The sequence below is a fragment of the Desulfosporosinus fructosivorans genome (genome assembly GCF_004766045.1).
Taxonomy (GTDB): domain Bacteria; phylum Bacillota; class Desulfitobacteriia; order Desulfitobacteriales; family Desulfitobacteriaceae; genus Desulfosporosinus; species Desulfosporosinus fructosivorans.
In genome coordinates, this window is record NZ_SPQQ01000004.1 from 374583 (window position 1) to 389049 (window position 14467).

Below are 14467 nucleotides of genomic sequence, written 5' to 3' on the forward strand. Positions count from 1 at the left end.
TTCTTAATCCGCGCGCGGGTGTGACTTCTTAAAGACATCTAACAAGCGCTTTCGTGTCAGATGCGTATAAATCTGGGTTGTCGAGATATCCGCATGTCCCAGCATTTCTTGAACTGAACGCAGGTCTGCCCCATGATCTAGCAGATGAGTTGCAAAACTGTGACGAAACATATGGGGCGAAATCGTTCGCTCAAGGTTATGGGTCTTTCCCCATTTTTTCAAGATGTACACCATCCCCTGTCGCGTGAGAGGGCGACCATGAACATTTAAAAAAAGTATATCGCTTTCCAGCTTTCTGCACAAACGCTTGCGCAAGGAATTTATATAAACCTCCACCGCTCGAACAGCTGGGTCTCCTAATGGTATAATCCGCTCCTTATTTCCCTTGCCAAGACAGCGCACATATCCAACTTCCAAAGATACATCTGAGACGCGTAGCCCGATCAACTCAGAGACACGGAGACCGCTACTATAAAGAACCTCCAGCATCGCCAAATCTCGTAGGGCAAGATCGGATTCACCCCCTGCAAGTAACAGTTTATCCATTGTCGCTTCCGACAACACCTTCGGAAGCGGTTGATTTAATTTTGGTGTCACTAAATAAGTACTTGGGTTATCCTGTCTTATTCTTTCCTCCAACAGGAACGCAAAAAAGCCTCGTAAAGTTGCGTTGCAACGAGCAATACTTCGAGGGGACTTTCCGTTATCTTTCCACCTAAGAAGAAATAAAAATAGATCATTAGCCTCACATATGGTGAAATCTGTCCTCCTTTGGGTAAGGAAGATCGTTAGTTGGCGCAGATCTCGCTCATAAGCCTGACGTGTATTCTCTGAAAGCCCTCGTTCAACATCTAGGTAGATCATATACTGTTTCAGGATTTGTTCCTTGGAGGTCACTTTTCTCCCCCCCTTTCTTAGAGACGTTCTACACAGGAAGGGGATTTTCCTTTTCAACTGTTTATTCTCTAAAATTATCACTCTTTCTGGGTAGCGGAAATAACTGTATAACAGACTCACTCCACCCTGGCGCTTCAACACGCTGTGGGTTTCCGATAGGTCTTTGTTCATTATGTAAGCGTGAAGACATCCAACTATTACACACCTCAACTAACTTTGGCAACAGTATGGCTAGTATTATAAGGAGGATAAATACCCTTCCCAGGTAAATAAAAAAGTCACTCCAGCGTTTTGTTGGCAATGCACTCCCCCCTATCTCTAAAACCTATGCATCGCCGGATTGTCCTTATCCTAGAAAATGAAGATCATATAAAAAACGAGTGGAACCCGCTCAACGGATTCCACTCGAAAGATAAAGAATCTTCACTTCTTGGATATTCAAGATATGAACCTAAACTTAAAGTAAAGCTTCCTCTAGCGGAGTATACATAATATTAAGCCCTTCGGCGACTGCTTTATAGGTTAACTTTCTGTTAATGACGTTAATCCCTTTGCGAAGCGAACGGTTTTCCTGAATTGCTTTGAAATAGCCTTTATTGGCGATCTCAAGAGCATACTCCAGAGTTACATTGGTAAGGGCAAATGTTGACGTCCGAGCAACTGCTCCAGGTATATTGGCTACAGAGTAATGAACAACCCCATGTTTAATATATGTGGGATCACTATGGGTTGTCACACGATCAATAGTTGCTATACTACCACCTTGGTCGATGGCAACGTCGACGATGACACTTCCAGGCGTCATTGCTTGCACCATCTCTTCTGTGACTAAATGCGGTGCACGGGCACCAGGGATTAGTACAGCTCCGACCAGCAAATCCGCTTTAGCTACGCTATCTGCAATATTAAAAGGATTGGACATTAATGTTCTTACTCTACCATTGAAGGCATCATCAATCTCCCTTAAGCGCTGCGCGCTCCTTTCAACAATTGTAACTCTTGCGCCAAGGCCAATAGCCATCTTAGCCGCATTAGTGCCCACAATTCCGCCACCGATAATGGTTACATTGGCAGGAGTTACTCCAGGAACCCCTCCCAGTAGGATCCCTTTTCCGCCAAAAGGTTTTTCAAGTAATTGTGCTCCGATTTGAATCGCCATCCGCCCTGCTACTTCACTCATCGGAATCAGCAGAGGCAATGAACCATTATCTAACTGGATGGTTTCGTACGCTATCGCAACCACTTGCTTATCCATGAGTGCTTTGGTTAATTCTGGTTCTTTGGCCAAATGTAAATATGCAAATAAAATTTGCCCCGGCTTAAAAAAAGAATATTCACATGCTAGCGGTTCCTTAACCTTTATAACCATGTCAGCATTCCAAACCTCTTCTGCTGAATCAAGAATCTGAGCACCCTCGTGGATATACTCCTCATCGGTAAAGCCACTACCTTCACCTGCGGATTTTTCGACAACAACTTGATGCCCAGTCAATGTAAGAGCATGGACACCTGCTGGGGTAATAGCTACCCGACTTTCATTGTTCTTAATCTCTTTTGGTATTCCAATCAGCATAATACTACCTCCATCTCAATCATTAAACCCTCGTCTAGTTATTATAATGCAAGTCTTAACCCATACGCAAGCAAATTAATGTACTCAACAGCTAAGCACCTACACTATCAATTATTTAAAGGCCAAAAAAGCGAACTCCCAATATTGAAAAATACCCTTGCACTACGCCTACTGCGACTGCTCCAATAGTAACAAACGTTGCTGCAGCCGTATAATAAAGAAATTCTCTGCGTAGCGATTCCCCTCTAGCCTTCCCTCGAAGTAACAGAAATGAAAAGATAGTGGCAAGTCCTGCTCCAAGCAATAGTAACGGAATGGCTAAAAAGGCGGGAACAAGAACGGTTATTAGGATTAAGCCAAGCCCAAGCGTTCCTTTTACTCCAATAATAAAACTTACGGTAAACCCAAGAATAAATCCCCGTGTGAAGACAATGAGATAGATCAAAGGAGCGCCGATGATGGTGAGTCCTAAAATCCAAATTCCAGCCATCATTATAAACATATCCCTAGCAAGCTGTCCTAAGAAAATCGGATCTAGTGCTACGGGTTGGCTTTTTAAAAGTGTGTCCAAAAACTTCCCCAATTGAGATGTTTCTGATACCCCCAAGGCACCGACTCCGACCGCCCCAAACACCACACCCGCAAGATAGACACTCGAAAGCGTGAGATAAATGACCCAATATTGACGAATATGCTCGCCAAGTTTTTTCCTCATCCTTAGCATCCCTCCCCGTACATCCTATGGAATTTTATTCCACAGATGGGGAAAGTATGTCCACAACTCTATAACTTAAACCCAAACACCCTCTATGAGTTTACCCTTACACCCCCTCTAACCTTTTACACCCTTCTCAAAATGTATAAATTATCCCATCCGACCCTTGACAAGCAAAATTCCAAGTACAGTTTTAGCGTCTTTAAAATCGTTGTGTTGCGCCCTTTGTACAGCCTCATCCCAAGGAATTCTTTCCACCTCTATGAATTCGTCCTCATCTTGAGCCAGTGGATCCCAGACCAAATCCTGAGCAAGAAAAAGATGCATTACTTCATCTGAAAACCCGGGTGTGGTATAAAAGGTACTGATATGTTCCATCGTCCCTCGGTACCCAGTTTCTTCCCGAAGTTCTCTCACCGCACAGTCAACGGGGGTTTCTTGTGGGTCGAGTTTTCCTGCTGGGATTTCCAAGGTTTTTTGAGCGATAGCATAACGATATTGCCGTACCAAGAGCACCTGTTGATCCATCAAAGCAATGATCCCGACGGCACCTGGATGCCTAACAACTTCTCGAGATGACGTAAGTCCATTAGGTAATCGAACTGTATCCCGTTCCACGCAGAGCAATCGCCCCTTAAAAATCACTTCACCACGGATGCGCTCTTCATGTTGGTCTAGCTCTTCCACTGTGTTTCCTTCTTTCTAAAATATCACTGCTGTAGTTATTTTACCCCATATTCGGAACTAAAGACAAAGAAAAATTGCACTCAGGAGGCAATTCATGAATTGCCCCCTAAAACGACTAACTACTTTCTTTTTTACAACAATCACTTTTCCAGTGCTCACGAATGATATTCCTGAGCTAACTCGATTCCTATCTCCAAAGCTTGCCGATTAAGCGGAATGAGATTATGTCGATATTCTGGCAGAACCTTCTTTAAGGCCCCAATCACTGACTCAATCGTCACCGCCCGGGTTAAACCCACAAAAGCTCCGAGAATAATCATGTTGGAAACTCGAGAGTTTCCCAATTTCTCATTGGCGAGCTCAGTTGCAGGTATTTTTAGGACATTAAGATCTTGACGCTTGGATTCAATGTCGATCAGTGAAGAATTAATGAGGAGCCAGCCGCCGGGTTTGACATCTTTTTCAAATTTTTCTAAGGAAGGACGGTTCAATACTATCAACGTATCTGGTTCGGTAATAATCGGTGAACTCACCTCTACATCCGAGATCGTAACGGAACAATTGGCTGTTCCGCCTCGCATTTCTGGCCCATAGGAAGGAATCCAACTCACATGTTTATCTTCTACGAGTCCAGCATAAGCCAGAAGTTGTCCCATGGACATAACCCCTTGCCCCCCAAAGCCGGCTAGGATAATTTCTTGGAGCATTAAGCCTTCCCCTCCTCTAGCGTTTTTTTGACGCCGAGCGGAAAAATCGGAATCATGTTATCGACTAACCATTTTATTGCTTCCTTAGGCGTGTATCCCCAGTTTGTCGGACAGGTCGATAAGACCTCTACTAACGTGAACCCACGCCCTGCGATTTGTAGTTCAAAAGCCGTTTTAATTGCCTTCTTAGCTTTGGCTACTTCTTGAGGATTGTGTACCGAAACCCTTGCAATATATGCCGCACCTTCTATGGTAGCGAGCATCTCCGAGACACGTAGGGGATATCCTTGGATAGCAGAGTCTCTCCCCTTGGGGGACGTTGTGCTTACTTGTCCGACAAGTGTCGTAGGGGCCATTTGTCCACCAGTCATGCCATATGTGGCGTTATTGACAAAGATCGTTGTTATTTTCTCGCTTCTAGCGGCGACATGCACAATTTCAGCAGTACCAATGGAAGCCAGATCACCATCCCCCTGATAAGTAAACACTATCTTGTCAGGATGGACTCGTTTGATTCCCGTAGCGACAGCTGGTGCCCGGCCATGAGCTGCTTCTTGCATATCAACGTTAAAGTAATTATAGGCCAAGACTGCACATCCTACCGGAGATACCCCAATGGTTTCTTCCTGCACTCCCAGTTCATCGAGCACTTCTGCAACCAGACGGTGGATGATCCCATGTGTACACCCTGGACAGTAATGGGTTCTGGCAGCAGTAAGGGCTTTAGGACGTTCAAAAACAGTGATCATTAGTTTTCCTCCTTCCCGCTTTTGACCCAGCGTATAATCTCTTCGAGAACAGCTCGGGTGGTTGGAACCATCCCTCCCGAGCGCCCGTAGAAATGCACGGGAACTTTAAACTCTAGGTTATAACGAATATCTTCTACCAACTGTCCCATACTCATCTCCACCGTAATAACATGGTCTGCTTGCTTACAAGCCTCCTGAAGAGCCTCCTTTGGAAAGGGGAATAAGGTTATTGGACGAAATAAGCCAGCTTTGATCCCTAAGGCTCTTGCTTGATCCACCGCTGCCTTGGCAATTCTAGCCGATGAACCATAACCAACTAGCACCAGTTCCGCATCATCCGTCTGATAGTTTTCCCAAAGGACTTCTTTAGCCATGCGATCATATTTAAGTTGAAGGTGATGATTATGCTTCTCGAGTTCTACCGGGTCAAGGAATAATGAGTTGATAACATTTGGCTTACGTCCTTTAGCTCCTGTCGTCGCCCACGGTTTTTCTGCTAACGTCCCTGGAGTTTCATCGGCTGGTAAATCCACACCTTCCATCATTTGTCCAAGTATGCCATCTCCTAAGATCATAACTGGGTTGCGATATTCATCTGCTAGGTCAAAGGCTTTCCCCATCAAATCAACCATTTCCTGAATGGTTGCAGGGGCCAGAACGAGCAGTTTATAATCCCCATGCCCACCACCTTTGACTGCTTGAAAATAATCCGATTGTGCAGGTTGAATGCTACCAAGCCCAGGTCCTCCCCGTTGCATATTTACAATGACGCACGGAAGTTCCGCACCGGCAATGTAAGTAATACCTTCTTGTTTAAGGCTGATCCCCGGACTTGAGGAGGAGGTCATTACGCGAGCTCCGCACCCTGCTGCCCCGTATACCATGTTAATCGCTGCTATTTCAGACTCTGCTTGGAGAAACACTCCCCCGACTTCTGGAAGGCGCTTAGCTAGATACTGTGGGATTTCATTTTGCGGGGTAATGGGGTACCCGAAGAAATAACGACAGCCAGCGCGAATCGCCGCTTCCGCTAAAGCCTCATTTCCTTTCATAAGTACCTTCGCCATTACTTTGTCTCCTCCTTTCGTACAGTGATCACGACATCTGGGCACATTCTGGCACAGAAGGCGCAAGAAATACACTTTTCTTGCTCAATCACCGTAGCTGGATGAAAACCCATCGCATTAAAATGATCTGCCATTATAACGATATTTTTCGGGCAGGCGTCTGTACAAAGCTCACACCCTTTACAGCGATCTTCATCGAACTCAACTTTTAGCATTCTATGCCCCTCCTTATATGTGACAATGTTAAAGAAGGATCCATTTTGAAGACTTGACCCTCTTCCAGTTCCCACGGGGGTAAAAGAAAATTCTTTACCGTCTGAATAAGCCCATCTAATTCACTAACTAGCAGATCTGCATACCTTTCTGTGATCGTTGTCAATGAAATTGGAAGCCCTAAGACCTCCGCCATCTCTTTGACAACCGGTAATCCAAGCAGTAAATCCTCTAGCAATGTTCCTCTACCGAGATTAGGATTGCTAATGATCCCACATACTTTTAAACGAGAAGCTGCTTCAATGTCGCGAAGCATCTTAGTTACCATGGGGATATCCTTAGTAAAAGGTCGATAAGGGTTTAGGACAAAAAACATTTCATAGCCCTGGCGTCCAATCAATTGCGCAAAGGCACCTAAGACAGTGGCCCCCATAGGATCTCCGCCAACATCAAACAAAATTTTACCCTGAGCACTACTCAGAGCACCAAGAACCTTGGGACTGATCACTGGTAGATCCGCATTTTCCAGTTCTCCTCCAGGAGTAATTAAGTTGATCCCACTCTCTTTTAGGAAATGCCGAACTTCTCGCGACCTAAAATAAGGTTTAACAATATCTAGATCCACAAGGTGTACGGTTTCGCCCTGACCAGCATACGCCAATGCGCGGTTGAGAACGACCTCTGTTTTCCCACTGCCGAAATGTCCAGTATAAATTTCAATCTGGGCCATAAATTCTCCCTCGCTTTCCTTATGCGGATCTGCGTGATGCTACTAAAGGATTGGCAACTTATTAAAACAAGCCCAAGTGTTTAATACCGAAAAACTAGCGCAGATAGTTTGAACGGACTCTTCCAATCTTCTCAATACGCTCTTCAGCCATACGATCAGCGGCTTTGTAGGTAGGGATCTGATCCCTTTTTGCAATTTCAATGACTTTTGCCACATTATCATAGACCATTTCGACTTTTGCAAGAGCTCGCTCATAATTATACCCTTCCAATTCATCGGCAACATTGATAACACCGCCGGCATTAATCACATAGTCAGGTGCATAAATAATTCCAAGCTCATGCAACTTATCTCCATGTCGATCCTCATTTAATATGTTATTAGCAGCACCTGCAATTATTCTAAACTTAAATTGGGGAATTGTTTCATCGTTTATTACTGCCCCCATTGCACAGGGCGCGAATATATCTGCTTCAACTCCAAAGATTTCATCACATCCAACAACTCTCGCTCCCATTTCGTCCACGACACGTTTTATGACATCATCATGGATATCTGTGACAATGAGCTTTGCACCCTCTTCATGCAAGTGTTTCGCCAAATAATAACCCACATGTCCCAATCCTTGAATAGCGATCGTTTTTCCATTCAAAGAGTCGCTGCCGTAAGCTTCCTTTGCGGCTGCTTTCATTCCCCGCCATACTCCACGAGCTGTCATAGGTGAAGGATCTCCAGAAGCGCCACAGGAAGAGGAAACGCCTGTCACAAACTTTGTCTCCAGATGTACCCAGTCCATATCTCGTACGGTTGTTCCAACATCTTCAGCCGTGATATAACGTCCACTCAAGGATTGAACATAACGTCCGAAAGCCCGAAATAATTCTTCGTTTTTTTGTGTACGAGAGTCACCGATGATCACAGTTTTTCCGCCGCCAAGATTAAGACCTGCTGCTGCATTTTTATACGTCATCCCCCGAGCCAACCTCAAAGCATCCAGAATTGCATCTTCTTCACAATCATAATTCCACATGCGCGTTCCGCCAAGAGCTGGCCCTAACGTAGTATCATGAATACATATAATTGCTTTTAATCCCGAAGTCTGATCCTGACATATTACCAGCTGTTCATAATCGTACTTCTGTAAATATTCAAAAATTTTCATATACATCCTCCTTAGGCTTCACTAAATTATTACATCCTTTAACAACACACTTCATAGTTATGCAATATGCGCGCCATATCTTGAATAATTGTCAGTTTAGATAGGGGAATTATTTTATGTTTGAATTATCTGATTTTTAGTGATATATGCAGAAAGCACTTTCCAAAATCAAAACCAATTAGGACCATATTCCCCATTACCGTGATTGTCTAATAGTGCAATATTTTTCATATGCGCAAAAAGATGCTTGCAAAATATTGCAAGCATCTTTAAGTCACTTTGATATATGTTCTTTAGTGAGACTCCCACTTCTACATAGGCAGCGAACGAGTTCACTCTTAGTTTAACCCATGCCGTTCCAGTTTGTAGTAAAAATTACGGATTGACATTTTTAGTTGCTGAGCAGCCTTCGTTTTATTTCCCCCAGTTCTTTGTAAAGTGACTAACAGGAGAGCGCGTTCCCACTGCCGCTGCAATCCATCAAATCCGCCTTCTTCCATTGACTTTGTGGATTTTGCCGGTTCAATAAAACATGCCTCAGAGTCATTGGCAATAGGAAGGGTTAAAATTGGAAGATGATGTTTTTCCACAACAGTCTCACCAATTCGCATGTTGATAATTGCTCGGCCCAAAATATTTTCTAATTCACGTACATTCCCCGGCCAATGATATCCCATCAAAATTTGCAATGCATCATCAGTGACCCGCTCGACTCCCCGACCGTAGTCCTGATTAAAACTCCCAATGAGATGATGGACAAATAAGGGAATATCATCTCGGCGTTGTCTAAGTGGCGGAATTATAATGGGTATTACGTTTAAACGATAATATAAATCTTCACGAAATCTACCAGCTCGTAATGCCTCTTCTAAATTTGCATTCGTTGCAGCAATGACTCTAACATCCACGTTAAATGAACGATTATCTCCAACTTTTACGATTTCTCGTTCTTGAAGAACTCGTAAGAGTTTAGATTGGAGGTTTTGACTGATTTCTCCAATCTCATCGAGAAAGATAGTACCCCCGTTTGCTTCTTCAAAAAGGCCCACTTTTCCACCACGTTTGGCTCCAGTAAATGCCCCTTCAACATAACCAAACAGCTCGCTTTCCAAAAGGCTATCTGCTAAGGCAGCACAATTAACTCGAATAAATTGTCCCTTTTGTCGTTCACTTGAGCGGTGAATGGCATGAGCGAACAATTCTTTGCCCGTCCCGCTTTCTCCGCGCAAAAGTACCGTAGCCGGTGTCACTGCTGCACGAACCGCTTGTTCAATCGTTGCCTTAATGGATTCACTTTCACCTACGATATCACTAAAAGTATATTTTGCTTCCAAATGACGAATTAATCGTTTTGCTCTTTCCAATTCCTCGGATAGTCTATGAATCTCGGAAATATCATGAAGCACGCCTACAGTTCCTCGCAACTGACCTGAAACAATAATTGGAGCAACATTGACAATCACTTCTTTACGTTTAGGACCTACTTTCATCGAAACGCCTTTAACTGCTTGACGGGTTCTTAATACCTGGATATGCATACTCTCGCCTTCAGCAATATCTACTGTCGGTGGTTTACCAATGACGTCTTCCGCAGTCAAGCCAGTCAAGCGGGTGTAGGCAGGGTTGATTAATATTCCAAGTCCATTTTCATCCACCACCGAAATGGCATCCTGAGTTGAGTTAATAATAGCGGTAAGAAGTATCCGAATCTCCTGAAGAGTATTGACTTTACCTTTTAGTTCCTCATATTCTGTCATATCTCGTAAAAAAGCCACAGCACCGATCACGCGGCCTTGATCGTCATGGTAAGGCATGCGACTTATAATAATCATCTTGTTGCCAAAGGGACTTATCTGGTTAAATTGGATCGATTCAGAGTCCCTAACTTGAGGGAGCGAATCGTCAGGCATGAGTTGCCATAGATCTTTGCCTAAAATTTCTGGAATCGATGATTCTAATAATTTAGCTGCAGGTATATTACAGATCACAATTTCATTTAATAGGTTAATGCCTAAGATCGCATAATTCGCTTTTTCCGCCATTTTCTCTAATTGGCTACGAATAAACATCCCCTTACCCCTTCCACTGAGACCCGTCTATTTAGCTTATGATAATTTTATAGACAAGTCAATCTTCTGAAAAAAGGGGGAATGATAAACTTCATAGAATGTAAATAAAAAGACCCTCGCGTCCGAGGATCTTTTGCGCAATGTCCCATAGGCTTGCCTTGTTTATGGGACAAGACTTTCGAAATTGTTTTCTCCGTTCATTTCCATGGAGCGGAGGTAGCGGAGGATAAATTATTATACATTATCCATTATCCATTTTTCAACTCCGTTAGACTTAATTTATCTGCTGTTACATTTTATTCTTTCCTAGTTTTCTCCAACAGTATAAATCATTGCCTTAGAATAGCATAACAATCTCCATAAGTCAATTAAACCGATATATATATATTTAATATGCGTTTAAGAAAATTTTACACATAAAAATTTACGCTTGAATCAAATACTTGTAATTTAAATAAACTTTATAATGATTCAACTCTAAGATACGTGTTTTTTTATGAAATAGATTCGCTTAAAAGGATTAAATAGCATTATGTCCATTTTAAAGCATATGACATTGGAAAAGGATATTTCACTTTTTAACTTGACCAATAACAATTGAATAATATTGAACTATCAGGCAATCGAGCTTTTGACTCAGCTTAACTACTTCAGGCGAGACAAAACTTTTTGCAGATACGAAGGAGTTTAACCTTCGGCGTAAATTCTCAATCTCATGCAACAAATCTGTCCGCATTTTCCTATCTCCTTTTTTTCTCTCAAAGAAATATTTACCTGGTGGAAAATATTTCAATCCTTATATAGTTATACGTAGACAATTACTCCAATAGGGGGGTATAGAAATTAAACAGCGCATCGAGAAGCTAGATTAGAATCGATCTCATCTAGCTTCCCGATGCGCCCACCTCTATATTCCTTTTTTTGATAGCAATTTCACACTCCAAAATGCCCTTTCACGCCTTAGCAAAACTATTGCTTTGTTACCTGCTCACTAATTAACCCTTAACCTCTAAACTGTAATAATTTATAGTGCAATTCATGTAGGCTTGCTTGCCCAAAGCCTTTCAGCTTTAATAGATCACTTTCGGTTGCTGAGCGAGCCTCATCAAGAGTATCTATTCCAGCAATCTTCAGGATGTTATAGGTTCTTTGAGTCAAACCCAAAATGCTTATTTCCTCAGATTTTTTTGAACAGCATACCTCACCTTTTTCGACATCTCCCTTGCTTTCATATGTCCTCTGACAAAGAGGACAGGCATAAGCGGTAATAACCATCTTGCACCCTCTCCTATCTTCAAATTTTAGACCACTACCAGTGGTGGAACCTTCTCAGTCCAATTCACCGCCTTTGCATCCCTTTTCGCTTTCACAAGTAAAGATTATCATTGTGTACAAAATTTGTCTATAGCTAATCGTTATGGCATCAATCGATATATTTTATGGCAAAGGTGTAGGGACATGGCATTACTCTCACTTGTGGAAAAATGAGAGTAATACGATTTAAAGCCCCGAAGAGATATTTTCTCTGCGGGGCTTAGTTCCAAACAAATATTAAAATAGTAATTGTCTCCTTGGTCTCAAATTACGTTTAAACAAAGAACATGTTCTCTTTCCTTAATAAATCATCGACATCCGTAATTTATCAGCGACCATCGCCACAAATTCCGAATTTGTTGGTTTCCCCCGATCCACATTGATCGTATAGCCAAAAAAATGATTCATGAAATCGACGTTTCCACGATCCCAAGCTAATTCTATAGCATGACGAATGGCACGTTCAACACGACTTGGGGTAGTCTGATATTTAACAGCGATCATAGGATAAAGCTCTTTGGTTACAGCGCCTAGTAACGATACGTCCAGAACTACACTAACAATAGCATCCCGTAAATACTGGTACCCTTTGACATGCGCAGGTACCCCCATCTGATGAATCATTCGCGTGACTTCAACTTCATGATTTTTCGTTGTTGGTGGCAATATACCATTTGAGTATTGAGAATTGGACATATTTCTCCCATTTGACCCTGCATTCGTTTGTTGAACACCATTAAATGAATCCGAAAAGTCATCTTGTAATTGGCGAATTCTTTTCCCTAATGTTTCCAAATCAAAAGGTTTTAATATGTAGTAATTCGCTCCAAGGTTAACAGCTCTGTGGGTCATTGATTCCTGTCCAAACGCGGTTAGTATAATGATCTTAGGTCTTTGCGAAGAATTTTGAAGTTTTTCAAGAACACCCAAACCGTCGAGATGGGGCATAATGATGTCTAATAGTACAACATGGGGTTCTTCACGGGAAATTAATTCCAGAGCTTCATTTCCATGATATGCTACCCCAACTAAAGTCATATCTTCTTGACGTTCAATAAATTCTTTGACTATCTCGACAAATTCCCGGTTGTCATCTGCCAATAAGACTCGAATAGGCCTTTGCATTTCCCAGGATCCTCCTTATTTATGACATATTAGATTTATTATTTCGACAATAGTTTTCTATACTCCTTCTTTTGAAATCATAGTTTATATAAAAAAGAGCAGCTTTTTTTAAAAGACTGCTCTTTTTTATATTGTTTTTACTTATTTGACTCGTTTAAGCTGCTTTGTTTTTTACAAGTTGGCTAGTTTCATTAAGCATATTTTGGATAAACACACCATAACCACGTTGACTATCGTTGACAAAAACGTGCGTAACCGCTCCAATTATTTTACCATCTTGTACAATAGGACTTCCACTCATGCCTTGAATGATACCACCAGTAGCCTCCAATAGCCTTGGATCAGTCACTCTAACAATCATGTTTTTGCTGTCAGTACGATTGTGCATCACCCGGTCAATATTCACCTCAAATTCTTCAATCTTTTCCCCCTGGATTACTGTATAAATCTTGGCTGGACCGACCTTAACTTCAGATTCCCATCCCACTGGAATTGCTTCTTTATAATAAGGGTTTACTATTTGGCCAGTTATTGAACCAAAAATACCAGTTAGGGTATTTTTTTCAATTGTTCCAGTAAAAGTCGAATTGTTAACAAAAGATCCAATTTTTTCTCCGGGATGACCTCGTTTCCCTTTTTCGATAGCATAGATTGTTGATGCAATAATTTTCCCGTTGTATACTTCAATTTTCTGATTTGTGTCTGCATCTGTGATCACATGTCCCAGTGCGCCATATTGCATAGAAATTGGGTCTAAAAAAGAAAGGGTGCCAACCCCTGCCGCTTCATCACGAACAAATAAACCCATGCGATATCGACCTGTCTCAACACAAAAAATTGGTTTTATAATTTTTTCCACGATCTGGTCATTGTGCTTGTAAATGACGCTAGCGTTTCCTTTTTGTTCTCCAGCCATATGAATGGCATTAGATACTTCCTGATCTGTGCGAACATCTAAGTTATTGATCTTCAATAAGATATCTCCAACTTCGATTCCAGCTTCTTTGGCAGGAAACATTTTTTTTCCCGACTCGTCAACTACTGGTGCCTGACCAACCACCATAACACCTTTTGTTTGAAGAGTTACACCAATGGATTGTCCACCTGGTATTAATTTTATAGGATTCATCACTTCGACCTCGCCAGACCTTAGAGGGAAAATCCCAAAAAGCTTGTAAGACACTTCTAGCTTTTCTGACCCCAAATAATTAGACATTGCGGAGGATACTGTGACAATTTGATCGTTTTCTACCTTCACAAGTTTAGACCAAACACCTTTTAGTTGAATTTGTTCTTTACTGATTAGATAATGATCAGGAAATTTAACTAACTGTTGAAAGTTTGGGTCGAAACTAAGGAAGGTCCAAAACAAGAGACTGATAAAAAAAATAACGCTCTTTTTTTTCACTTTCTTATCATCCTCCACTCTATTTCTCCCCAATTTTTCTCTCCCTTTTCC

General features: G+C 42.0%; 15 protein-coding genes. All 15 read right to left on the reverse strand.

All coding sequences use genetic code 11. The annotated features are described in order from the left end of the window. Window positions 1–3: 3 nt before the first annotated feature. Window positions 4–897, reverse strand: a complete 894-nt coding sequence (xerD, locus tag E4K67_RS13805; protein ID WP_135547619.1) for a site-specific tyrosine recombinase XerD — start codon at window positions 895–897, stop codon at window positions 4–6. Between the two features lie 457 nt (window positions 898–1354). Next, complete coding sequence (gene ald, locus E4K67_RS13815; RefSeq protein ID WP_135547622.1) at window positions 1355–2470, reverse strand: alanine dehydrogenase; 1116 nt, start codon at window positions 2468–2470, stop codon at window positions 1355–1357. A gap of 115 nt (window positions 2471–2585) precedes the next feature. After that, on the reverse strand, window positions 2586–3185 hold the full coding sequence (locus E4K67_RS13820) for a stage II sporulation protein M (RefSeq protein ID WP_135547624.1): 600 nt from the start codon (window positions 3183–3185) through the stop codon (window positions 2586–2588). 150 nt (window positions 3186–3335) lie between these two features. Then, the gene (locus E4K67_RS13825; protein ID WP_135547626.1) at window positions 3336–3872 is read right to left on the reverse strand and encodes an NUDIX hydrolase; all 537 of its coding nucleotides are present in this window, start codon (window positions 3870–3872) and stop codon (window positions 3336–3338) included. 155 nt (window positions 3873–4027) lie between these two features. Beyond that, window positions 4028–4579, reverse strand: coding sequence for a 2-oxoacid:acceptor oxidoreductase family protein (locus tag E4K67_RS13830; RefSeq protein WP_135547628.1), 552 nt, complete (start codon window positions 4577–4579; stop codon window positions 4028–4030). Further along, window positions 4579–5328, reverse strand: coding sequence for a thiamine pyrophosphate-dependent enzyme (locus tag E4K67_RS13835; RefSeq protein ID WP_135547630.1), 750 nt, complete (start codon window positions 5326–5328; stop codon window positions 4579–4581). The genes E4K67_RS13830 and E4K67_RS13835 overlap by 1 nt, the downstream gene beginning before the upstream one ends. Beyond that, a complete protein-coding gene (locus E4K67_RS13840) occupies window positions 5328–6395 on the reverse strand; it encodes a 3-methyl-2-oxobutanoate dehydrogenase subunit VorB (protein ID WP_135547632.1) in 1068 nt (355 codons plus the stop codon). Before E4K67_RS13840 ends, E4K67_RS13835 begins: the two co-directional genes overlap by 1 nt. Continuing rightward, window positions 6395–6610, reverse strand: coding sequence for a 4Fe-4S dicluster domain-containing protein (locus E4K67_RS13845; protein WP_135547633.1), 216 nt, complete (start codon window positions 6608–6610; stop codon window positions 6395–6397). Before E4K67_RS13845 ends, E4K67_RS13840 begins: the two co-directional genes overlap by 1 nt. After that, window positions 6604–7338 (reverse strand): hypothetical protein, encoded by a 735-nt coding sequence (locus E4K67_RS13850; protein WP_135547635.1) that lies wholly within the window; start codon window positions 7336–7338, stop codon window positions 6604–6606. Before E4K67_RS13850 ends, E4K67_RS13845 begins: the two co-directional genes overlap by 7 nt. A 94-nt stretch (window positions 7339–7432) precedes the next feature. Continuing rightward, the gene (locus E4K67_RS13855) at window positions 7433–8500 is read right to left on the reverse strand and encodes a Glu/Leu/Phe/Val family dehydrogenase (RefSeq protein ID WP_135547637.1); all 1068 of its coding nucleotides are present in this window, start codon (window positions 8498–8500) and stop codon (window positions 7433–7435) included. 338 nt (window positions 8501–8838) lie between these two features. Beyond that, entirely contained in the window at window positions 8839–10569 is a 1731-nt protein-coding gene (locus E4K67_RS13860) for a sigma-54 interaction domain-containing protein (protein WP_135547639.1), read from the reverse strand. Window positions 10570–11140: 571 nt separating this feature from the next. Next, entirely contained in the window at window positions 11141–11305 is a 165-nt protein-coding gene (locus E4K67_RS13865; protein WP_135547641.1) for an aspartyl-phosphate phosphatase Spo0E family protein, read from the reverse strand. A gap of 266 nt (window positions 11306–11571) precedes the next feature. Next, the gene (locus E4K67_RS13870) at window positions 11572–11844 is read right to left on the reverse strand and encodes a DNA-directed RNA polymerase subunit alpha C-terminal domain-containing protein (protein WP_135547643.1); all 273 of its coding nucleotides are present in this window, start codon (window positions 11842–11844) and stop codon (window positions 11572–11574) included. A 339-nt stretch (window positions 11845–12183) separates the two neighbouring features. Beyond that, window positions 12184–13008, reverse strand: coding sequence for a sporulation transcription factor Spo0A (spo0A, locus tag E4K67_RS13875; RefSeq protein ID WP_135547645.1), 825 nt, complete (start codon window positions 13006–13008; stop codon window positions 12184–12186). A 154-nt stretch (window positions 13009–13162) separates the two neighbouring features. Beyond that, complete coding sequence (gene spoIVB, locus E4K67_RS13880; protein WP_199242542.1) at window positions 13163–14434, reverse strand: SpoIVB peptidase; 1272 nt, start codon at window positions 14432–14434, stop codon at window positions 13163–13165. Window positions 14435–14467 lie beyond the last annotated feature (33 nt).